Source organism: Pseudomonas nitroreducens, assembly GCF_010994165.1.
Taxonomy (GTDB): Bacteria; Pseudomonadota; Gammaproteobacteria; order Pseudomonadales; family Pseudomonadaceae; genus Pseudomonas; species Pseudomonas nitroreducens.
Genome location: NZ_WMBX01000004.1, coordinates 106482 through 126822, shown reverse-complemented (window position 1 = coordinate 126822; position 20341 = coordinate 106482). Strand labels below are relative to the sequence as shown.

Sequence of the window (20341 nt, the reverse complement as noted above, 5' to 3'; positions counted from 1 at the left end):
GCTCACTCCGTCGTCCACTCACGGAGAAAGTCTTCGATGAACCGCCAACTCGGCATCAAGCTCGGCGCCATCGCGCTGTTGATCGTCCTCCTGCTGATACCCCTGCTGATGATCGACGGTCTGGTCGACGAGCGTCAGAACTACCGCGACGAGGTCCTGCAGGACATCGCCCGCAGCGCCAGCTACAGCCAGCAGCTCACCGGCCCGCTGGTGGTCGTGCCCTACACCCGCACCATTCGCGCCTGGCGCCTGGACAAGGCCAGCCAGCAGCGCGTATTGCAGGAGCGCGAGGTGCGCGGGCGGCTGTACTTCCTGCCGGAAGTCTTCAGTCTCGATGGGCAGATGCGCACCGAACTGCGCCATCGCGGCATCTACGAGGCGCGCCTGTTCCATGCCGACAGCCAGGTCAGCGGCAGCTTCGTCCTGCCGGCCAACTACGGCATCAGCAGCGACCTGGGCAGTTACCGTTTCGACGACCCGTTGCTGGCGGTGGGCATCAGCGATGTGCGCGGCATCGAGAACGCGCCGAAGCTGAAGGTCGGCGACGAGCTGCGCGACTTCCAGCCCGGCACCCAGAGCCAGTTCCTCGGCAACGGCGTGCATGCCGTGCTGCCGTTCAAGGCCAGCGACCGCGAGCAGCGCTTCGACTATTCCTTCGAGCTGTCGCTGCTGGGCAGCAGCCGCCTGGACATCACCCCGGTGGGCCGCGACAGCCAGGTCAAGCTGGTCTCGGACTGGCCGCATCCCAGCTTCGGCGGTGAGTTCCTGCCCACCGAGCGCAGCGTCAGCAACCAGGGTTTCAGCGCACGCTGGCGCACCAGTTTCTTCGCCACCAACCTGGAGGATCAACTGCGTGCATGCACCGCGCCGGCCCAGGTCGACGTGGCTCGGGCGGTCGGTGCGGACGATCCGGATATCTCCCGCGCCAGCACCGCCGAGTGCAGCCAGTTCGGTGAGCATCGCTTCGGCGTGGCGCTGGTGGACCCGGTGGACCAGTACCTGAAGACCGACCGCGCGGTGAAGTACGCGCTGCTGTTCATCGTCCTCACCTTCGCCGGCTTCTTCCTCTTCGAAGTACTCAAGCGCCTGTCGGTGCACCCGATCCAGTACGCGCTGGTGGGCATGGCGCTGGCGCTGTTCTACCTGCTCCTGCTGTCGCTCTCCGAGCATCTCGGCTTCGAGCTGGCCTACCTGTTGTCCGCTGGCGCCTGTGTCGGGCTGATCGGTTTCTACCTCTGCCACGTGTTGCACAGCCTGTGGCGCGGCGCCGGTTTCAGCCTGGGGCTCGCCGGGCTCTACGGGATGCTCTACGCGCTGCTCAGCGCCGAAGACTACGCCTTGCTGATGGGCTCGCTGCTGCTGTTCGGTGTGCTCGGTGGCGTGATGGTGCTGACTCGCCGGCTGGACTGGTATGGCATCGGCAAGCCCCGTGGCGATGACCTGGAATTTTCCCTGGACGATGTGCGCGTACAGCGCTGAGGAGAGTCGTGATGACCAACGTGATGCGCTTTTCCCTGTGCCTGTTCGCCGGCCTGCTGATCAGTGGTCTGTGCCTGCCAGTGCTGATGCTCATCGGCCGCTTCGACTGGATCGCCCTGCTGGTGGCCAGCGGCAAACCGCTGGCCCACATCGCCCTGCTGCTGCCGGGCGATTGGTGGGAGTTGCTCACCGGCGTCGAGGATGCGGCGAACAATCCCCATGTGCGCTCCTTCCTGGAGATGTGTGTGGGAGTCGCCCAGCTCGGCCTGCTGCTGGCGCTGCCGATCTATCGCTTCGGCCGCCAGGAGCAGCCGTCATGAGTGCGTGGACCGGGCTGCGCGAGGAGCACGAGGTGGGGCGACGGCTGGCGCGGCGTATCGCCGGGTTGTTCGAGCAGGGGATGGGGCGGAGGGCGATGCGTGATGAGCGTTTTCAGCGGCGGGTGGTGCGGCACAGCCAGCCGATGATGAAGGCCTGGCGCAGCCGGCTTCCCCTCACCCCAACCCTCTCCCGAGGGGAGAGGGGGCTGGGCGGTGCGGGCTGGCAGGTCTGGAGCATGCCGGCCCGCTCTCTGAGCTGCGTACCCTAGGATGGGTGGCGTGCAGCGATACTCATCGTCAGTCAGGCTGGCACGGTCGCCTGCATCGACGGCCGCTGGCTGACCTCGGCGAACCACTTCGCCAATTGCGGATAGTCCGCGCGCCAGTCCCAGTGCGGCTGGCGGAAGTCCAGGTAGCCCAGCGCGCAGGCGACGCCGATCGCGGCAATGTCGAAGCGCTCGGCCAGCTCGGGGTGGGCCGGGCCGTCGAAATAGGCGAGGGTGCGGACGATCTTCAGCTGTTGGTTGTCGAGCCATTTGTCCCAGTGTTTCTCCTGGGGGCGCATGGCGGTTTCGTAGCGAATCAGCACGGCGGCATCCAGTACCGCGTCGGCCAATGAGGCGAGGGTCAGGCGGCGCCAGCGTGCCGCGCCGTCGCGGGGAATCAGCGGCTCGCCGGCGTGTTGCTGGTCGAGGTATTCGAGGATCACCCGGCTGTCATGCAGGGTCTGGCCGTCGGCCAGGCGCAGGGCGGGAATCTTCCCGGCGGGATTGTCCTGCAGCACGCCGGCGTCCGGCGCGATGGGTGTGTGGACGGCGGCGTACAGCTCCACGGAGTCGGCCTGGCCGGTCTCGTGCAGCAGGACCATGACCTTGCGCACGAAGGGCGAAGCGGCGGCGTGGAACAGGACGGGACGGGTACTCATCAACGACTCCTCGGTGGGTTCAATCTTGCAGGACGACCAGGCGATCGGTGCCGGATTCGGCGCCCCACACCTCGCCGGGCCGGCCGAGCAGCTGGCGCACGTTGGCGTGTTCGTGGTCGCTCGGGTAGGCCGTGAATTTCTCGCTCTGCGGATCGAAGCGCAGCAGGGCATTGGCGGCGAAATCGCTCAGCCAGACCTGGTCCATGGCATCGACGTAGACCGCATAGGGCTGCGGATGATCGCCCGGCAGCTTCCAGGTTTTCCACTGGTTGTCGCTGGGGTCGAAGCGCGCCAGGCTTCCGGCGCTCCACTGGCTGATCCACAGCCGCCCCACGGAGTCGGCCCACAGGCGACGCGGGCCGCTGTCGTTGCCGGGGGCGTCGAAGGTGGTGGCGTTATCGGCGATATCGTCGACCTGGCCGATGTAGTTGCCCGCGAGGGACGCGTACCAGACGCCTCCATCCGGAGTCACGGCGATGCCGTAGGGGCCCTTGCCGCGCGGCGCCGGCCAGACCTTCAGGTCGCGGCTGTCCGGGTCGAGCCGACCATAGAAGCCATTCTGCCCGGTGAACCACAGCACGCCGTCGTCATCGAATACCGCAGTGTTGAGATTGGCGTTGGCCGCTTCCCTGGGCAACGGGATGACTTCCACGCCCAGACGCTGCGCGTCCACGTGGACGATGGCGTTGAGGCCACTGTCGGTGATCCAGGCGTCGCCGTTGGCGTCGGCGATCACGCCGTGGGGGCTGGAGCCCTTGCCGAGGCTGATCTGCTCGCTCTGCCCGGTCTGCGGATCGAGCCGGCCGAGCACGCCGAGCTTCTGCGCGGTGTACCAGACCTTGCCGTCCTCGGTGGGCGCCACGTCGTGCGGGCCGGAACCCTTGGGCAGGTCGAAGTACTTCACTTGCGTGGCGTGGGCGCCGTTGGCCAGCAACAGGCCGGCGAGAATCAGCGGCAGAACGCGAAGCATGGGGCTCTCCTTGGCAGAGTCCGGATGGTGATGAGACTGTACGCCGGTCAGTGTGGCCGACGAAACGAAGGAGAGCGGTTGTGACGACGATTTCCGTATTGGGGGCGGCGTGCCGCCAGGGCTCGCCGGTGAACGACGATGCCATCGGCTACACCGCGCAGGCGGCCTGGGTGCTGGATGGCGCGACCAGCCTCGGGCAGGGGCTGGTCGGCGGCGAGAGCGACGCGCGCTGGCTGGCGCAGAGCGCCAATGCTCATCTTCAGCGCCTGCTGGAGGAGCAGCCGTACAGGCCGACTCAAGACCTGCTGGCACAATTGCAGGCGGGCATCGCTGCGGATTTCCAGCGCGATTCCGGCGTGGCCGTGAGCCTTGATCTGAACCTGCCCACCGCTTGCCTGAGCCTGCTGCGGGTGCTGGGCGATGGCTCGCTGGAGCTGCTCAACCTCTGCGACACCTGCATTCACCTGGCCTGGGATGATGGCCACGTCGAGAGTTTCGGCGACACGCCGCTGGAAGAGATCGACCGCCAGTCGGTGCAGCGCCTGCTGGCGCTGCGCGAGGCAAATCCGGATTGGTCCCACGCACAGTTGTGGCAGGCCAGCCGCGAGTGGGTGCGGCGCAACCGGGCGCTGGCGAACACTCCGCAGGGGTATTGGTGCCTCGATCCGAGCGAGCGCTGGATTGCGCATGTGCAGCGCCGGGTGCTCGATCCTTCAGGATTGAAGGCGTTCATGCTGGTGACCGATGGATTCGACCGGTTGCTGGATTTCCGTCGCTACGACCTGGATTCGCTGTTCGCGGCGCTGCCTGAACGAGGCGTCGAAGCGCTGATCGACGAATTGCGCGCGCTGGAAAGCGCCGATGGCCAGGCGTTGGACTATCCACGCCTGAAGATCCACGACGATGCGAGTGTGGTGTGGGGAGTTGTGCGCGGCTGAGGCCCCGACAATTCCGAGGATGGCATTGCGGAGAAAGCAAAAAGCCCCGCTCTTTCGGAGCGGGGCTTTCAGTGCGCAGGATCCTACGGCGAGTAACCTGGAACAGGTTATCCGCCGGCTTTTGCCCGGCGCATAACGCTTGCGCGTTATGCGCCCTACGAGTGCCCGCGGCTTCGTGGAGGCGTCAGAACTTGTAGTTGACGCTGGCCACCACGTTGCGACGGTCGCCGTAGTAGCAGTAGAAGCCGTCGCAGGTGGAGATGTATTCCTTGTCGAATACGTTGTTGGCATTCAGCGCGACGTTCAGGCCGTTGAGGCTGTTGTCCAGGCGGCCGAGGTCGTAGTGCACCGCGGCGTCGTAGACGGTGTAGGAGCCGGTGTCGCCGTCCGACTTGTCGCGCACGTAGCCCATGCTGCCGATGGCGATGTTGTGGGTCTCGCCGACGTAGCGGGTGCCGAAGCCCAGGCCGAAGCCGTCGAGCAGGCCGTCATGCCAGGTGTAGTCGGCCCACAGCGAGGCCTGGTTTTCCGGGGTGAGCGGCAGCGGGCGGTTCTTGTCCAGCGGGTTGGCGACCTTGGTCATCTTGCTGTTGGCGTAGGTGTAGGCGGCGGTCACCTTGAGGTTCTCGGTGACGTTGCCTACGGCCTCCAGCTCGAAGCCACGCACCTGCGCCTCGCCCACCGGGCGGCTGATGAAGTCGCTGCCGGTGAGGACGATGTTCTTGCGGGTCAGGTCGTAGACGGCCGCGCTGAGCATCAGGTCGGTGCCCACCGGCTGGTACTTCACGCCCAGCTCGTACTGCTTGCCGGTGCTCGGCTCGAAGGCCGCGCCAGCGGCGCCGCCCGCTTCGGTCTGGAACGACTCGGCATAGGACACGTAGGGCGCCACGCCATTCTCGAACAGGTAGCTGAGCGCCGCGTTGCCGCTGAACTGGCTGTCGCGACGGGTATCGGTGGCGCCGCCGGCGTTGTAGAACTTCGAGCCGGTGTGGGCCCAGTCCTGACGACCACCGAGGGTCAGGCGCCAGTTGTCGAGGGCGATCTGGTCCTGCGCGTAGAGGCCGGTGTCGCGCATCTTCTGGTTGTAATCGTTGTACGCGGTGAAGGCGACGTTGCTGAAGTCCTGGCCATAGATCGGCTTGCTGATGTTGCTGGTCGGCGCCGCGCCATACAGCCATTTGTAGTTGGTGTTGGCACGCTGGTGATCCAGGCCCAGCAGCAGGGTGTGCGTGAGCGGGCCGGTGGAGAAGTCCGCCTGCAGGTTGTTGTCGATGGCGAACTGGCTGATGTCTTCATCCACCACGTTGGCGCCACGGGCCAGGGTGCCGTCGTCGCTGACCGAGGTTGCGCTGCCGCCAGCGGTGATGCCCTGGAACGACAGGTCGCTCTTGGTGTAGCGCAGGTTCTGGCGGAACTGCCAGACGTCGTTGATGCGGTGCTCGAAGGCGTAACCCAAGGCGTAATAGGTCTTGTCGTAGAACTCCCAGTCCGGATCGCCGAGGTTCTCGTGGTACTTCACCTCGCCCGCCGGGGTGGACAGCTTGGTGCCCTGCAGCGGCAGGAACTGGCTGGTGATGCCGGTATCGTCGCGGTTGAACTGCGAGAGGAAGGTCAGCTTGGTGTCTTCGTCGAAGTTCCAGGTCAGGCTCGGCGCGATGTTGTAGCGCTTGTTGTCGACGTGGTCGACCTGGGTGTTGCTGTCGCGCACGACACCGCTGACGCGGTACAGCAGGTTGCCGGCGTCGTCGACCTTGCCGGTGCTGTCGAAGGAAATCTGCTTGTGCTCGTAGCTGCCGACCTGCAGCTGCACTTCATGGCTGCTTTCAGCTTCCGGACGGCGGCTGGTCATGTCCAGCAGGCCGCCGGGCGGGGTCTGGCCGTACAGCGAGGAGGCCGGGCCGCGCAGCAGGGCGACACGTTCCAGGTCCCAGGTTTCCAGCTTGGGCATCACGTAGGAGCCCTTGGGCAGCGGCAGGCCGTCGAGGAACTGGGTCGGCTCGAAGCCGCGTACCTTCAGCCATTCGGCGCGGGTGTCGTTGCCGTAGCTGCTGGCGATCACGCCGGGCATGTAGCGCACCGCGTCATCCAGGCTCTGCACGTTGCGGTCCTGCATCTGCTCGCGGGTGGCGACGGAGATGGAGCGCGGGGCTTCCAGCAGCGGGGTGTCGGTCTTGGTGCCGGCGCGGGTGCGGGTGGCCAGGTAGCCCACGGCCGGGCCGTCCGGGTCTTCCTGGGTGCCGCTGACGGTGGTGGCGGACATCGACAGGGTGTCGCTCGGCGCCGGGCGCAGGCTGTAGCTGCCCGATTCGCTTTCCACCAGCTCCAGGCCGGTGCCCTGCAGCGCCTGGCGCAGTGCGCTGGCGGCATCGAAGCGGCCCTGCACGGCATGCGCGCTGCGGCCCTGGGCCAGCGCCGGGTCGAGGCTCAGGCTCAGGCCGCCTTCTGCGGCGATGCGGTTGAGGGTGCTGGCCAGCGGGCCGGCGGGCAGTTGGTAATCACGCACGGCGTCGGCAGCGAGGGCCGAGGAGGTAGCCAGCAGAATGGCGGTGGCCAGCAGGCAGGGGCGAAGCGAAAGCTCGAACGGGCGGCGCATTGAAAACGACTCCTGAATGAAAACGTTTCTCGATGCCTCCTTGCCGGACGAGAATCAAAAAGTGATAGGGCTGGGTGAAAATATTTTTCCGGATGGCTTTTCGCAGGAGCGAGCTTGCTCGCGAACCCCTTGATGCCGTGGTAACCGGGGGGAATCCGTTCGCGAGCAAACCCGCTCCTGCACAAGAACCTTCAGCCGCGCGGTACCACGCGCGACCACCAGGGGCCGTGCTTCTCGATACGCACCGGCAGCGTCGGCTCCAGCGAGCCGAGCGCCAGGTCGATGTTCTTCAGCGGGAAGCTGCCGGTGATGCGCAGGTCCGCCAGCGCCGGGTCCACCGCCAGGTAGCCGGGGCTGTAGCGAGCCAGTTGGTCGATCAGCTCGCCCAGGCGCACGTTGTCCACCACCAGCATGCCGTGGGTCCAGGCATCGGCGGTGGCGCTGTTGGCCTCCACGCTGCCGAAGCCATCGGCGCGCAAGCGCACCTGCTGGCCCTGGTTGATCACGCGCTCGTCCGGCAGTTGTTCGGGGCGCGCGGCCACGGCGGATTGCAGGACGCTGAGCAAGGTGCTGTCGCCTTCGTCGCGCTCCACCAGGAAGCGCGTGCCGAGGGCACGCAGGCGGCCCTCGTCGGTTTCGACGATGAAGGGGCGGCTGTCGCCGTGGGCGGTCTCTACCAGGATCTCGCCGCTGAGCAGCACGATGCGGCGCTGCTGGGCGTCGAAGCGCACGTCGACGGCGGTGCGGCTGTTGAGCTTGAGCAGGGTGTTGTCTGGCAGGCGCAGTTCGCGCTGCTCGCCGGTGGCGGTTACCAGGTCGGAGAAGACGTAGCGTACCGGCGTATAGCGATTGCCGACGCCCAGCGCGAGCGCGCCGACCAGCAGCAGCGACAGCCCGGTGCCGGCCAGCCGGCGGGCCTTGCGCCGCGACTCGCCGGGCGAGCGCAGCAAGGCATTGCGTGCGGCCTTGGGGGCGGCGCCGGCAAGGCTGCGGTCGAGCATGCCCAACTGGCTCCAGGCGCGGGCATGTTCGCTGTGGGCGGAGTGCCAGCGAGCGAAGGCGGCCTCATCGTCCGGGCGCGATTCACCGGAGCCCAGGCGCAGCTGCCAGCTGATCGCCTCGTCCAGCACCTGCAGGGAAACCGGTCCCTTCACGTCGGCTCGCCGTACAGGGCGATGTAGCACTGGCGCAGGCCCTGGGCGATGTACTGGCGTACCCGCGGCACGGAAACGCCCAACTGCTCGGCGATCTCGGCGTGGCCCAGGCCATCCAGGCGGTTGAGCAGGAAGGCGCTGCGCGCGCGGGTGGACAGCTTGCCCAGCAGACGGTCGATCTCGCGCAGGTCGGCGAGGATCAGGCAGTGTTCCTCGGCCGAGGGCTGCACGGCTTCTGGCAGGAACTTCAGCTCTTCGAGGTAGGCCTGTTCCAGCGCCACGCGGCGCCAGTGATCCACCAGCAGGCCCTTGGCGACGGTGACCAGGAAGGCGCGCGGTTCGCGCAGGGAAGGCAGCTCGCGACGGCCGAGCACGCGGACGAAGGTGTCCTGGCTCAGGTCTTCGGCGCGCTGCGGACAGCCCAGGCTGCGGTTCAGCCAGGCAGTCAGCCAGTCGCGGTGAGCGCGATACAAGGCGCCAACGAGTTCGCCGCTACCCATCTGGATGGCCGACAAGCTACTCCCCCAATGATCCCGAATGGGATCAAGTTCAAAAACGATAACTATTCGCAAATGATCGCAAAGTGCAGTCACGCGCGCAATTGGCGCCCGTCGGCTTTTGTCTGCCGTTCGCGGCACCATCTACAATCGGGCGCCCATTCCTATAAGAAAAACAGCCATGTCCGACCCCGTACTCATCATCGGCTCCTACCTGTCCCCCTATGTGCGCAAAGCGCTGGTCCTGCTGGAGATGAAGGGCGTGGACTACCGCATCGATTCCGTCGTGCCCTTTTACGGCAACGCCGAGTTCGAGCGCCTCAGCCCGCTGCGCCAGGTGCCGGTGCTGGTGGATGGCGAGCTGGTGCTCAACGACTCCTCGGTGATCTGCCAGTACCTCGAAGAACGTTATCCACAGCCCGCGCTGTACCCGGCGGATATCGCCGATCGCGCCCGCGCGCGCTGGATCGAGGAGTTCGCCGACAGCCGAATGGGCCAGGTGGTGATCTGGCAGCTGTTCGACCAACTGGTGATCGGCCGTGGCGTCTGGGGCCGCGAACCGGACGCGGCGGTGCTGGAAAAGACCTATCAGCAGGATCTGCCGTCGATCTTCGACTACCTGGAAGCACAGTTGCCGGCGACCGGCTGGCTGTTCGGCGAGCTGTCCATCGCTGACATCAGCGTTGCCTGCTTCATGCGCAACGCGCAGTTCGCTCGCTATCAGCTCGACGCCCAGTGCTGGCCCAAACTGGCGGCCATGCTGGAAGCGGCTTTCGCCCTGCCGGTATTCGAAAAGCTCCATCCGTTCGAGCGCGCCATCGCCCGCACGCCGATCCTGCAACAGCGCGAGGCACTGATCGCAGCGGGCGCGCCGATCAGCGAGGTCAGCCACCTGCGCGAGCAGCCAGTGCGCGGGCCGATGAGTCGTAGCTGATCAGCTCGCCTGCAGGAAGCTCCAGAGCCGTTGCGCGACCGGGCCGTGGGCACGGTCGCGGCGGCGCGCGGCGACCAGTTCCTCGCGGCGGCCGGGCAACTGTGCTCCGCTGAGATCGCACAGGCGACCGTCGGCGAGCTCCTCTTCTATCAGGTGACGCGGCAGGTGCCCCCAGGCCAGGCCGTAAAGCACCAGCTCTTTCTTCATCGCCTGGTCCGGCACGCTGCATTGCGGCGCGCCATCCAGTGTAAAGAACTCCACTGGTGGCGAGTGCCGGGCGCTGTCGCGCATGACGCACTGGGTGAGCGGGCGCAGGTGTTCCGGGCCGGGGCTGGCCATTTCCGGCAGGAGCGCCGGGGCGATGACCGGAATGAAATCCACGGCGCCCAGGTCCAGCCATTCCAGGCGCGGATCGGCCTTGTCGACGCGGTGCAGGATCAGGTCCGCCTCATCATCCAGTAGCCGCTCCAGCGGGCCGCTGACGCTTTCGAAGTACAGCTGCAGGCGCGTCTGCGGTTCACCGGCGAAGAAACGCGCCAATCGCTCCAGCAGGGCAGGGCGCGGGCAGAAGTCGCCGAGCACCACGCGCAGTTCGCTTTCCTCTCCGGCGGCCAGGTGCGTGGCGTGGTCGCGCAGGCTGCCCAGCTCGCGCAGCAAGCCTTGGGCGCGGCGATGGAAGGATTGGCCGGAGACGGTCAGGGTGACGCGGTAGCCGCTGCGATCCAGCAGCACTAGACCGAGCTGCCGCTCCAGCCGGGCGACGGCGGCGAACACCGCCGGGTGCGAGCGGTGCAGGTGCTGTGCCGCCGCCTGGAAGCCGCCCGCCGTGGCTACGGCATCGAAGCATTGCAGGTCGTGCAGGGTGAAATCGTGCATGTCAGCTTTCCTGACAGTCTTGGTCAGCTCTTTGTAATTTCTTCGGAATGCCGCGGCAACTACCTTCGTCTGCACTTTTACCGACGGAGACGCTCCCATGAGTCCGCTGCATTACCTGACGACCCGCGACAACGCGCGTATCGCCTACCGCCTGGATGGCGCCGACGGCCTGCCGCTGCTGGTTCTGTCCAACTCCATCGGCACCGACCTGCACATGTGGGACGGCCAGATTGCCGCGCTGAGCGAGCACTTCCGCGTGCTGCGTTACGACGCTCGCGGCCATGGCGCTTCCAGCGTGCCGCCGGGGCCGTACTCGCTGGCGCGGCTGGGCGAAGACGTCATCGAATTGCTGGATGCACTGGGCGTGCAACGTGCGCATTTTCTCGGCTTGTCGCTCGGTGGCTTCGTCGGGCAATGGCTGGCGCTGAATGCGCCGCAGCGTATCGAGCGACTGCTGCTGGCGAATACCTCTGCCTGGCTGGGACCGCGGGACCAGTGGGATGCGCGCATTGCCGAAGTGTTGGAGGCGAACGATATGCGGGGCACCGCCGCGACCTTCCTCGGCAACTGGTTCCCGGCGACCTGGCTGGCGCAAGAGCGCCCGGAGGTGGAACCGTTCCGCGCGACGCTGCTGGCGACCAACCGACACGGGCTGGCCGGTTCCTTCGCCGCCGTGCAGGAAACCGATCTGCGCACCGCCTTGCGGGACGTCCGCCTGCCCACACTGGTGATCGCTGGCCAGTTCGACACCGTCACCGCCGCCAGCCACAGCGAGCTGATCGCCGAAGCGATCCCCGGCGCTCGTCTGCTCAGGCTGCCGGCCGTGCATTTGTCGAACGTCGAGTTTCCCCGCGAGTTCGAAGGCGCGGTGTTGGACTTCCTGCAGGCTCGCTGAATGAACAAGGCCGCCCGGAGGCGGCCTTGTCGTTTATCCACAACCTCAATGATGGGCAGCGTCCACTGCGATGGATTCGCCGCAGACGTCCACATGGCTGCGCTTGCGATCGGCGAGGGCGAAGTGGATCAGCGCGCCGAGCCCGGCGCCGAAGAACCAGGAGAAATGCGACAGCGTTTCGAACGCCGGCACCAGCGCGAGGACGATGGCGATCAGCGCGGCGGGGACGAAGGCCGCCACTGCGCGCAGGTTGACCCCGCCGCTGAAGTGATAGGCCGCCTCGCGGCTTTCGCTGTAGAGCTCCGGCAGGTTGACCCGGCCACGGCGCACCAGGTAGTAGTCGGTGACCATGATCCCGTACAGCGGGCCGAGCAAAGCGCCCAGGCCGCCGAGGAAATACACGATCACTGCCGGGCTGTTGTACAGGTGCCACGGCAGGATCAGTACGGCGATGGTGGCGCTGAGCAGGCCGGCGCGGCGGAAGTTCAGCAGGTTCGGCGCGAGATTGGTCAGCACGTACGCGGGGGCGACGAAGTTGGCCATGATGTTCACCGCCACGGTGACGATCAGGAAGGCCAGGCAGGCCAGCACGAGGCCGAAGGTGTTGGGGATGGCGGCGACGATCTCGGTGGGGTTCTGCACCAGCTTGCCGTCGATGCTGAACTGCGCGCCGGCCAGCACCACGGCGATCAGCGCGAAGCCCAGCATGTTCACCGGCAGGCCCCAGAAGTTGCCGACGCTGATGGTGCGGCGGTCCGGGCAATTGCGGGTGAAGTCGCAGAAGTTGAGGATCATGGTGCCGTACAGCGAGACCCACAGTGCGGCGGCGCCCAACACCTTCAGCCACATGGTCGAGCCGGTCGGCGGATTGCCGCTGGACCAGGCAATCGATAGCCCGGCGCGCCAGTACATCCAGCCGGCGAGGCTGGCGAAGGCGACGAGGATGATCGGGCCGGCGAAGGATTCGTAGCGGCGCACCATCTCCATGCCGTAGGCGAAGATCACCAGTTGCACGCACCAGATGCCGAGGAAGGTGATCCAGCCGAGGCTCGACAGGCCGAGGATCGAGTCCTGGTCGTAGGCCGCAAGACTCGGTGCAATGGCGGTGAGCAGCACCCGTAGCACGACCGAGGCGAGGTAGGTCTGGATGCCGAACCAGGCGATGGCAATCACTGCGCGGATCAGTGCCGGCACCTGGGCGCCGTGGATGCCGAAACTGATGCGGCACATCACCGGGTAGGGCAGGCCAGTCTTCTGGCCCATGTAGCCGGAGAGGTTCATCAGCCCGTAGATCACCAGCGCGCCGAGGGCGAAGGCAGCGAGGATCTGCGCGCCGCTCATGCCCAGCGCGAACAGGCCGATGGCGAACGAGTAGTTGGCGATGTTGTGCACATCGTTGGTCCACAGCGCGAACAGGCTGTAGCGCCCCCAGCTGCGGCCGGTGGTCTTGGTCGGTGCCAGGTCGGCGCTGTACAGGCGCGGGCTCAGGGTTGGCGCGGCCGGCCGGGCGGCGGCCGCGCTATCGACAGATTGGAGGGGGGTAACGCCGGACAGGTGGGTAGGACTGCGGGTCATGGGCTACTCGGCTTTGTATGCACGGCTTTTTATGGTTTGTGTGCAAAAGCCAATTCCGTGCCAGCCCCGTCCTCCCTGCCATTCCGGTGGGTTTTCCACTTCCTTTCGAAGCGAGCAGAGCCCCCGTTTGGTGCGGCTTTGCCAGGTATCCAGGGGGAAGGAAATAATTTTTCCATAGCAATCATTGACTTGAGAGTCAGCTCTTGCCTGTGTGGAAAACAAGTGGTTTGTGGCTTTTGTACACAATAATTGTGCACAGACGTTACTTATGGGCTCCAAAGTGGCCCTGGGACAGTCGCGGACAGAGTCCGCTCCTGCACGGAAGCTATCCGTGTGCGTAGGAGCGGGTGCTGTCTGCGATCGGGTAGGAGCGGCGCCAATCCCAACCGATAGCCATAAAAAAACCGCCCCGGAGGGCGGTTCTTTCAACGCTAGGCGAAGCGCTTACAGACCGTTCTTCGCTTTGAATTCACGACGACGGCGATGCAGGACCGGCTCGGTGTAGCCGTTGGGCTGCTGGGTGCCTTCGATGACCAGTTCCAGTGCGGCCTGGAAGGCCACGTTGTCGTCGAAGTTCGGCGCCATCGGGCGGTACTGGGCGTCACCGGCGTTCTGGCGATCCACTACCGAGGCCATGCGCTTGAGGCTTTCCAGCACCTGCTCTTCGGTCACTACGCCGTGGCGCAGCCAGTTGGCCAGCAACTGGCTGGAGATGCGCAGGGTGGCGCGATCTTCCATCAGGCCGACGTCATTGATGTCCGGCACTTTGGAGCAGCCAACGCCCTGGTCGATCCAGCGCACTACATAGCCGAGGATGCCCTGGGAGTTGTTGTCCAGCTCGTTCTTGATCTCTTCCGCGCTCCAGTTGGTGTTCGGGGCGAGCGGAATGGTCAGGATGTCGTCCACCGAAGCCGGTGCGCGCTTGGCCAGCTCGGCCTGACGGGCGAACACGTCGACCTTGTGGTAGTGCAGCGCGTGCAGGGTGGCGGCGGTCGGCGACGGAACCCAGGCGGTGTTGGCGCCAGCCAGCGGGTGAGCGATCTTCTGCTCGAGCATGGCGGCCATCAGGTCGGGCATGGCCCACATGCCCTTGCCGATCTGGGCCTTGCCCTGCAGGCCGGTAGCCAGGCCGACGTCGACGTTGTTGTTCTCGTAGGAGCCGATCCACTTTTCGGTCTTCATGGCGCCCTTGCGCACCATGGCGCCGGCTTCCATGGAGGTGTGGATCTCGTCACCGGTGCGGTCGAGGAAGCCGGTGTTGATGAACACCACGCGCTCGGCGGCGGCCTTGATGCAGGCCTTGAGGTTGACGGTGGTGCGGCGCTCTTCGTCCATGATGCCGACTTTCAGCGTGTTGCGCGGCAGGCCCAGCAGGTCCTCGACGCGGCTGAAGATCTCGGCGGCGAAGGCGACTTCTTCCGGGCCATGCATCTTCGGCTTGACGATGTAGACGCTGCCGGTGCGGCTGTTCTTGCGGGTGGCGCTGCCGTTCAGGTTGTGAATGGCGATCAGGCTGGTGAACAGGCCGTCCTGGATGCCTTCGGGCACTTCGTTGCCCTGGGCGTCGAGGATCGCCGGGTTGGTCATCAGGTGGCCAACGTTACGCACGAACAGCAGGGAGCGGCCATGCAGGCTCAGCTCGGAACCATCGGCCTTGGTGTAGACGCGGTCCGGGTTCATGGTGCGGGTGAAGGTGCTGCCGCCCTTGGAGACCTGCTCGGCGAGGTCGCCTTTCATCAGGCCCAGCCAGTTGCGGTAGACCACGACCTTGTCGTCGGCATCGACGGCGGCCACGGAGTCTTCGCAGTCCATGATGGTGGTCAGCGCGGACTCCATCAGGACGTCCTTCACGCCAGCGGCATCGGTCTGGCCGATCGGGCTGGTCGGGTCGATCTGGATTTCGAAGTGCAGGCCGTTGTGCTTGAGCAGCACGGCTTTCGGCTTGGCGGCTTCGCCCTGGAAGGCGAGGAACTGAGCGGCGTTCTTCAGGCCGGTCTCGCTGCCATTCTTCAGGGTCACGGCCAGTGCGCCGTTCTTCACGACATAGGCGGTGGCGTCGACGTGGGAGCCGGATTCCAGCGCGGCGGCTTCGTCGAGGAAGGCGCGGGCGAAGGCGATGACCTTGTCACCACGGACCTTGTTGTAGCCCTTGCCCTTCTCGGCGCCGTTCTCTTCGCTGATTGCGTCGGTGCCGTAGAGTGCATCGTACAGCGAGCCCCAGCGAGCGTTCGCGGCGTTTAGGGCGAAGCGCGCGTTCATCACCGGCACGACCAGCTGCGGGCCGGCCATGCGGGCGATTTCTTCGTCGACGTTCTGGGTGCTGGCCTGGAAGTCGGCCGGCTCGGGCAGCAGGTAACCGATTTCCTGCAGGAAGGCCTTGTAGGCGGCCGCGTCATGCGGCTGGCCGGCGCGGGCCTGGTGCCAGCCATCGACCTTCGCCTGGATCTCGTCGCGCTTGGCGAGCAGAGCCTTGTTCTTGGGGGCCAGGTCGTTGATTACGGTTTCGACACCTGCCCAGAACTTGCCGGCGTCGATGCCGGTGCCGGGAATGGCTTCGTTGTTTACGAAGTCGAACAGGACTTTGGCGACCTGCAGGCCACCGACTTGAACGCGTTCAGTCATTGCTTGCCTCACTCTGCTCAGGACCAGCTCTGGACACAGGCAAAACGCCTTGTAGTCCGAGCCGCGGAATACTACATGATGCCGTGGGAAAAATCAGTGGGCTAGCGTCGCGGTTAGACCAAAGTACGCATATCAGTCACGTAGCAGGTCATATGTTCGCAAAAATCTTCTGGATTGTTCCAGATAAATCTTAAAACTGTACACGCATAACATCTTCGGGTACCTGTGGCAGCCCGTCGCAGCCGGCTAACCTCGCCGAGCCTATACTGCTTTTTCCCTTCTGGAGAATCCCGCATGTCCGTGACGCTTGCCACCCCCTCCGATCTGGATGACCTGGTTCTGCTGTTTTCCGGCTACCTCGATTTCTACGAGGTGCCTGCGCCCCACGCAAAGATTCGCGAGTTTCTCGAGGCGCGCATCGGCAGCGGGCAGTCCACGGTCTTCATCGCGCGCAGCATCGATGGGCTGGCGGTCGGCTTCGTGCAGCTGTACCCCTTCTTCGCTTCCCTGGCGTTGCACGCATCCTGGCTGGTCAGCGACCTCTACGTGCTGCCTGCCGCGCGTCGCGACGGTTATGGCGAAGCGCTGATGAACGCCGCCCGTGCCCACGGCGAGAGCACCGGTGCCTGCGGCCTGATGTTGGAGACGGCGAAGACCAACCACGCGGGCCAGTCGTTGTATGAGCGCCTGGGCTACAAGCGGGACGACAAGTTCTACACCTATTGGCTGGACCTCACGGCCTAGCCCTTCGCGGAGACTGCTCATGGACCACCTCGTATTGACCGTCATCGCCCAGGACCAGCCCGGCCTGGTGGAGCGCGTGGCCAAATGCATCGCTGCCCACGGCGGCAACTGGCTGGAAAGCCGCATGTCGCGCATGGCTGGGCAGTTCGCCGGAATCCTTCGCGTGGCGGTGCCCGCCGAGGGTTATGACGAGCTGGTCGAAGGCCTGCAGGAGCTCAGCGAGCACGGTATCCGCGTGCTGCTGGCGGAGAGCGGTATCGAGCCAGCCTGCAACTGGAAACCGATCCACCTCGACCTGGTGGGCAATGACCGCCCCGGCATCGTCCGCGACATCACCCAGTTGCTGGCCGAACACGGCGTGAACCTGGAGAGCCTGACCACGCAGGTGCTACCGGCGCCCATGAGCAGCGAACCGCTGTTTCACGCCGAGGCCTTGCTGGCCGTGCCGCTGACCTTGCCGCTGGAAACCCTGCAAGGAAAGCTGGAAGAACTGGCGGACGACCTGATGGTGGAGCTGAATTTCCACAGCGGGGAGTAACAGCTCTGCTCCGATCCTCCGTCTTGTGGAAAAACCTGTGGGCTCTCTGTTGATGAATTGACAGAAGGCCCATTTTATCTGGGCCTGGCGCCAATCTGTTTATCCACTTCCTGCCTTGAAGCTGTGCACAGATCGCGGGGATTGCGCCGTGGGCATTCTGTTGATAACTGTCTGCGGTGCACTGTTTTCGGGGGGGTGATGGTGCTGCCTGCTTCTTGTACAGCAGCGTCTCAGGGAAAGCAGCGCTTCGAACCTTCCAGACACTGTGCACAAATCCACTGGAAGAGTCTGTGGAGAAGCCGTTCATGGAACGCTGCAGATAGCGCCGCTTCTGACGTCCAGAGAGTTGTCCACTTTCTGATCGGGCGGCGTTCGCTCATCCACACGAAGCGGGGATCAGCCTGTGGAAAAGCCGCTGGAATGTTCTTGCAGGCCAGACGACGCGGGGATTCTAGGGGTTTGATCAGATATTGATCGGTCGGCATTCTGCTGCCGCGGAAATAGGCAGTGAGAGGAGCGGGCCGGGGAAGGTTGTGGAAGAAACGAGCGTTATCCCCGCAATCGCGGGATAGAGCTGTGGACAATCTGCGGGTGACTTCCTGCAAGCCACAGCTGGTGTGGCTTGCAGGCGGTGGATCAATTAATGATCAGTCACCGCGGGAGAGGCGATACCAGATGTCCACGCTGTACACGACCAGCCCCGCCCAGATGCAGCACAAGGAAATCAGGCGCGTCGTGTCCAGGTGCTCGCCGAACAGCAGGATCGCCTGCAGCAGCACCAGGGTCGGCGCCAGGTACTGCAGGAAGCCAAGGGTGGCGTAGGGCAGGTGGCGTGCGGCGGCGTTGAAGCACACCAGCGGCACCAGGGTGATCGGGCCGGCGGCGGCGAGCCAGAAGGCGTCCTTGGTGGTCCAGAAATCGAGATGCGCGCTGGGGCCATCGGCGAACAGCACGAGGTAGCCGATCGCCAGCGGCAGCAGGATCCAGGTCTCCACCACCAGCCCCGGCAGCGCGGCCACCGGCGCCTGCTTGCGGATCAGCCCGTAGAAGCCGAAGGTCAGCGCCAGCGCGAGTGATACCCAGGGCAGGCTGCCCAGCTGCCACAGCTGTTGGGCCACACCCAGCGCGGCGAGGCCGACCGCGACCCACTGCAGCGGGCGCAGGCGTTCGCGCAGGATAACCAGGCCCAGCAGTACGTTGATCAGCGGGTTGATGTAGTAACCCAGGCTGGCCTCGATCATGTGGCCGTTGTTCACCGCCCAGACGTAGACCAGCCAGTTGCTGGCGATGAGCAGCCCGCTGGCGGTGAGCACGGCGATGCGCTTGGGATTCTCGCGCAGTTCGCGCCACCAGCCGGGATGCTTCCACACCAGCAGGAGTAGCGCGCCGAACACCGCCGACCAGATGGCGCGATGGGTAATGATCTCCAGGGCGGGAATGCGTTCGAGCAGCTTGAAGTAGATCGGGAAGAGCCCCCAGATGACATAGGCAGTCAAGCCCAGGGCGTAGCCCCGGCGGGGATTGGCGGTGGCCATGGAACATCCTTGGTTAGGCAGCTAATGAGTGGCTGCACAATTCTAGGGCGTGCCACGGGGCTTGTCTGTGCCGCTGTGGTGGAAGTGGCGAGGGCGCCGATGATTGTGCGTAACGTTGGTTTTACGGGGAGGATGTGTGAAGGGAAGCCATCGCGGACGGAGTCCGCTCATACGAAGCCTGACGCCGCGTAGCAGGGGACTCTGTGCGCGATCCGGCCGCCGGGCCGGTAAGAGTCAGAACAACCGCAACGGTTCCTCATCCAGCGCCGCCAATTGCTCGCGCAGCACCAGTACCTGCTCGCCCCAGTAACGCTCGCTGCCGAACCAGGGGAAGCTCGGCGGGAACGCCGGGTCGTCCCAGCGGCGCGCCAGCCACGCGCTGTAGTGCATCAGGCGCAGGGAGCGCAGGCCTTCGATCAGCGGCAGTTCGCGCGGGTCGAAATCGTGGAATTCCTGGTAGCCGTCGACCAGTTCGGAAAGTTGCCCCAGGCGCTCGTGGCGCTCGCCGGCGAGCATCATCCACAGGTCCTGCACGGCCGGGCCCATGCGGCAGTCGTCGAGGTCGACGACGTGGAAGGTGTCGTCGCGGCACAGCAGGTTGCCGGGGTGGCAATCCCCATGCATGCGGATGGGGGTGTATTTCACGCGGGCGTACAGGTCATCGACTTTTTTCAGCAGGTCGCGGGCCACGGATTCATAGGCCGGCAGCAGGCTTTTCGGGATGAAGTTGCCGTCCAGCAGGGTGGCCAGGGACTCGTGCCCGAAGTTCCGCGGCGTCAGTGCCTCGCGGTGCTCGAAGGGGCGATTGGCACCTACGGCGTGCAGGCGACCGAGCAGTTGGCCGAGGCGATAGAGCTGATCGAGGTTGCCCGGCTCCGGCGCGCGGCCGCCACGGCGGGGGAAAAGGGTGAAGCGGAAGCCGGCGTGCTCGAAAAGGGTCTGCCCTTCATGCACCAGCGGCGCCACTACCGGGACTTCGCACTCGGCCAGTTCGGCGGAGAAGGTGTGCTCCTCGAGGATCGCTTCGCTGGTCCAGCGCCCGGGGCGGTAGAACTTGGCGATCAGCGGCTCGCTGTCCTCGATGCCCACCTGGTAGACGCGGTTCTCGTAGCTGTTGAGCGCAAGAACACGGGCATCGCTGAGAAAACCGATGCTTTCCACTGCATCCAGTACCAGATCGGGCGTGAGGTCGGAAAAAGGATGAGACATGGCGACGATCCGGCAGTGGTAAAGCTGCCTAGTGTACCCAGTCCACCGTCAATGGGTGGGAAGTCGCCTCAGTGGTCGGCGCAGTGCTTGCTCAGGTAGTCGACGAAGTCCGTAGCCAGTGCACGGCGCTCGCCTTTCACCAGGGTGAGTTTCTGCATCGAACGGGCTTTGCACGTGACTGCTTGGGACTGCTTGGCCGTGTTGTGCAGCGGCGTCAGCAGCAGGTCGTAGGGCGTGCCCTGGCGGGCCTGTTCGGCGAGTTCATCCTCGTTGCCGCCGATCAGCAGGACCTTGTTGCGGGTTTGGATCTGGTACTGGTCCACCAGCGGCTCCAGTATCGGCATCAGCTCGGTACTGGCGCCAACACGCAGCACGTCGGGGCCGGCGTGGCTGGCAAAGGGCAGGAACAGGAGGGCGAGAAGCAGTAACGGGCGGCGCATGGTGGGAGCTCCGGGTGGCCGGGGTCCCGCCCGGCATGAGCGGGACTCTGGCTGCTATTGGAGCGCGGCGCGTCGTCGCGGGGGTTGATATGAGGCA

General features: G+C 65.3%; 19 protein-coding genes. 8 read left to right on the top strand and 11 right to left on the bottom strand.

The window, feature by feature from the left end; genetic code table 11:
- The first annotated feature begins 36 nt into the window (after positions 1–36).
- The 3 genes from creD to GJV37_RS18150 are packed head-to-tail and all read left to right on the top strand — an operon-like array spanning position 37 to position 2068.
- Positions 37–1479: a cell envelope integrity protein CreD gene (gene creD / locus GJV37_RS18160; protein ID WP_170857983.1), complete on the top strand. Its 1443-nt coding sequence runs from the start codon at positions 37–39 to the stop codon at positions 1477–1479.
- An 11-nt stretch (positions 1480–1490) separates the two neighbouring features.
- The gene (locus GJV37_RS18155; protein ID WP_024766526.1) at positions 1491–1799 is read left to right on the top strand and encodes a hypothetical protein; all 309 of its coding nucleotides are present in this window, start codon (positions 1491–1493) and stop codon (positions 1797–1799) included.
- Positions 1796–2068, top strand: coding sequence for an ABC transporter substrate-binding protein (locus GJV37_RS18150; protein ID WP_065084720.1), 273 nt, complete (start codon positions 1796–1798; stop codon positions 2066–2068). Before GJV37_RS18155 ends, GJV37_RS18150 begins: the two co-directional genes overlap by 4 nt.
- 32 nt (positions 2069–2100) lie before the next feature.
- On the opposite strand, the gene GJV37_RS18145 is transcribed toward GJV37_RS18150, so the two are convergent.
- On the bottom strand, positions 2101–2724 hold the full coding sequence (locus GJV37_RS18145; RefSeq protein ID WP_065084721.1) for a glutathione S-transferase: 624 nt from the start codon (positions 2722–2724) through the stop codon (positions 2101–2103).
- Between the two features lie 19 nt (positions 2725–2743).
- The gene (locus GJV37_RS18140) at positions 2744–3694 is read right to left on the bottom strand and encodes a Vgb family protein (RefSeq protein ID WP_169889991.1); all 951 of its coding nucleotides are present in this window, start codon (positions 3692–3694) and stop codon (positions 2744–2746) included.
- Positions 3695–3774: 80 nt separating this feature from the next.
- On the opposite strand from GJV37_RS18140, the gene GJV37_RS18135 reads away from it, so the two are divergent.
- Entirely contained in the window at positions 3775–4632 is an 858-nt protein-coding gene (locus GJV37_RS18135; RefSeq protein ID WP_024763648.1) for a protein phosphatase 2C domain-containing protein, read from the top strand.
- A 184-nt stretch (positions 4633–4816) separates the two neighbouring features.
- Here the strand turns inward: GJV37_RS18135 and GJV37_RS18130 are convergent, their stop codons facing one another.
- From GJV37_RS18130 to GJV37_RS18120, 3 genes are all read right to left on the bottom strand, one after another.
- Complete coding sequence (locus GJV37_RS18130; protein ID WP_170857982.1) at positions 4817–7225, bottom strand: TonB-dependent siderophore receptor; 2409 nt, start codon at positions 7223–7225, stop codon at positions 4817–4819.
- A 191-nt stretch (positions 7226–7416) separates the two neighbouring features.
- Positions 7417–8379, bottom strand: a complete 963-nt coding sequence (locus GJV37_RS18125) for a FecR domain-containing protein (protein WP_170857981.1) — start codon at positions 8377–8379, stop codon at positions 7417–7419.
- Complete coding sequence (locus tag GJV37_RS18120) at positions 8376–8879, bottom strand: RNA polymerase sigma factor (protein ID WP_376784844.1); 504 nt, start codon at positions 8877–8879, stop codon at positions 8376–8378. Before GJV37_RS18120 ends, GJV37_RS18125 begins: the two co-directional genes overlap by 4 nt.
- 178 nt (positions 8880–9057) lie before the next feature.
- Here GJV37_RS18120 and GJV37_RS18115 point away from each other — a divergent pair, with 178 nt between their 5' ends.
- Positions 9058–9810 (top strand): glutathione S-transferase family protein, encoded by a 753-nt coding sequence (locus GJV37_RS18115; RefSeq protein ID WP_193452810.1) that lies wholly within the window; start codon positions 9058–9060, stop codon positions 9808–9810.
- On the opposite strand, the gene GJV37_RS18110 is transcribed toward GJV37_RS18115, so the two are convergent.
- Complete coding sequence (locus GJV37_RS18110; RefSeq protein ID WP_193452809.1) at positions 9811–10686, bottom strand: LysR family transcriptional regulator; 876 nt, start codon at positions 10684–10686, stop codon at positions 9811–9813.
- Between the two features lie 97 nt (positions 10687–10783).
- Between GJV37_RS18110 and pcaD the strand changes: the two genes are divergently transcribed.
- Positions 10784–11581 (top strand): 3-oxoadipate enol-lactonase, encoded by a 798-nt coding sequence (pcaD, locus tag GJV37_RS18105; protein WP_193452808.1) that lies wholly within the window; start codon positions 10784–10786, stop codon positions 11579–11581.
- Positions 11582–11626: 45 nt separating this feature from the next.
- Here the strand turns inward: pcaD and GJV37_RS18100 are convergent, their stop codons facing one another.
- Positions 11627–13156 (bottom strand): NCS1 family nucleobase:cation symporter-1, encoded by a 1530-nt coding sequence (locus tag GJV37_RS18100; protein ID WP_193452807.1) that lies wholly within the window; start codon positions 13154–13156, stop codon positions 11627–11629.
- A 444-nt stretch (positions 13157–13600) separates the two neighbouring features.
- The gene (locus GJV37_RS18095) at positions 13601–15778 is read right to left on the bottom strand and encodes a malate synthase G (protein ID WP_037015769.1); all 2178 of its coding nucleotides are present in this window, start codon (positions 15776–15778) and stop codon (positions 13601–13603) included.
- A gap of 294 nt (positions 15779–16072) precedes the next feature.
- On the opposite strand from GJV37_RS18095, the gene GJV37_RS18090 reads away from it, so the two are divergent.
- Positions 16073–16522 carry a GNAT family N-acetyltransferase gene (locus GJV37_RS18090; protein WP_193452806.1) on the top strand — a complete coding sequence of 150 codons (450 nt, stop codon included), beginning with the start codon at positions 16073–16075 and terminating at the stop codon, positions 16520–16522.
- Positions 16523–16541: 19 nt separating this feature from the next.
- Positions 16542–17060, top strand: coding sequence for a glycine cleavage system transcriptional repressor (locus GJV37_RS18085; protein ID WP_193452805.1), 519 nt, complete (start codon positions 16542–16544; stop codon positions 17058–17060).
- Between the two features lie 647 nt (positions 17061–17707).
- Here the strand turns inward: GJV37_RS18085 and rarD are convergent.
- The 3 genes from rarD to GJV37_RS18070 all read right to left on the bottom strand — a co-directional run bounded on the left by rarD (position 17708) and on the right by GJV37_RS18070 (position 20244).
- Positions 17708–18595 (bottom strand): EamA family transporter RarD, encoded by an 888-nt coding sequence (gene rarD / locus GJV37_RS18080; RefSeq protein WP_037015766.1) that lies wholly within the window; start codon positions 18593–18595, stop codon positions 17708–17710.
- Positions 18596–18829: 234 nt separating this feature from the next.
- Positions 18830–19804, bottom strand: a complete 975-nt coding sequence (locus tag GJV37_RS18075; protein WP_037015763.1) for a serine/threonine protein kinase — start codon at positions 19802–19804, stop codon at positions 18830–18832.
- Between the two features lie 68 nt (positions 19805–19872).
- Complete coding sequence (locus GJV37_RS18070; protein ID WP_024763636.1) at positions 19873–20244, bottom strand: substrate-binding domain-containing protein; 372 nt, start codon at positions 20242–20244, stop codon at positions 19873–19875.
- Positions 20245–20341: the final 97 nt, after the last annotated feature.

Bases quoted from the DNA above. Each gene is read 5' to 3' on its own strand.
- GJV37_RS18120 (WP_376784844.1), bottom strand. From the start codon at position 8,879: ATGGGTAGCGGCGAACTCGTTGGCGCCTTGTATCGCGCTCACCGCGAC.
- GJV37_RS18150 (WP_065084720.1), top strand. From the start codon at position 1,796: ATGAGTGCGTGGACCGGGCTGCGCGAGGAGCACGAGGTGGGGCGACGG.
- GJV37_RS18110 (WP_193452809.1), bottom strand. From the start codon at position 10,686: ATGCACGATTTCACCCTGCACGACCTGCAATGCTTCGATGCCGTAGCC.
- GJV37_RS18085 (WP_193452805.1), top strand. From the start codon at position 16,542: ATGGACCACCTCGTATTGACCGTCATCGCCCAGGACCAGCCCGGCCTG.
- GJV37_RS18145 (WP_065084721.1), bottom strand. From the start codon at position 2,724: ATGAGTACCCGTCCCGTCCTGTTCCACGCCGCCGCTTCGCCCTTCGTG.
- GJV37_RS18090 (WP_193452806.1), top strand. From the start codon at position 16,073: ATGTCCGTGACGCTTGCCACCCCCTCCGATCTGGATGACCTGGTTCTG.
- GJV37_RS18075 (WP_037015763.1), bottom strand. From the start codon at position 19,804: ATGTCTCATCCTTTTTCCGACCTCACGCCCGATCTGGTACTGGATGCA.
- GJV37_RS18155 (WP_024766526.1), top strand. From the start codon at position 1,491: ATGACCAACGTGATGCGCTTTTCCCTGTGCCTGTTCGCCGGCCTGCTG.
- GJV37_RS18100 (WP_193452807.1), bottom strand. From the start codon at position 13,156: ATGACCCGCAGTCCTACCCACCTGTCCGGCGTTACCCCCCTCCAATCT.
- GJV37_RS18115 (WP_193452810.1), top strand. From the start codon at position 9,058: ATGTCCGACCCCGTACTCATCATCGGCTCCTACCTGTCCCCCTATGTG.
- creD (WP_170857983.1), top strand. From the start codon at position 37: ATGAACCGCCAACTCGGCATCAAGCTCGGCGCCATCGCGCTGTTGATC.
- GJV37_RS18095 (WP_037015769.1), bottom strand. From the start codon at position 15,778: ATGACTGAACGCGTTCAAGTCGGTGGCCTGCAGGTCGCCAAAGTCCTG.
- pcaD (WP_193452808.1), top strand. From the start codon at position 10,784: ATGAGTCCGCTGCATTACCTGACGACCCGCGACAACGCGCGTATCGCC.
- GJV37_RS18130 (WP_170857982.1), bottom strand. From the start codon at position 7,225: ATGCGCCGCCCGTTCGAGCTTTCGCTTCGCCCCTGCCTGCTGGCCACC.
- rarD (WP_037015766.1), bottom strand. From the start codon at position 18,595: ATGGCCACCGCCAATCCCCGCCGGGGCTACGCCCTGGGCTTGACTGCC.
- GJV37_RS18140 (WP_169889991.1), bottom strand. From the start codon at position 3,694: ATGCTTCGCGTTCTGCCGCTGATTCTCGCCGGCCTGTTGCTGGCCAAC.
- GJV37_RS18070 (WP_024763636.1), bottom strand. From the start codon at position 20,244: ATGCGCCGCCCGTTACTGCTTCTCGCCCTCCTGTTCCTGCCCTTTGCC.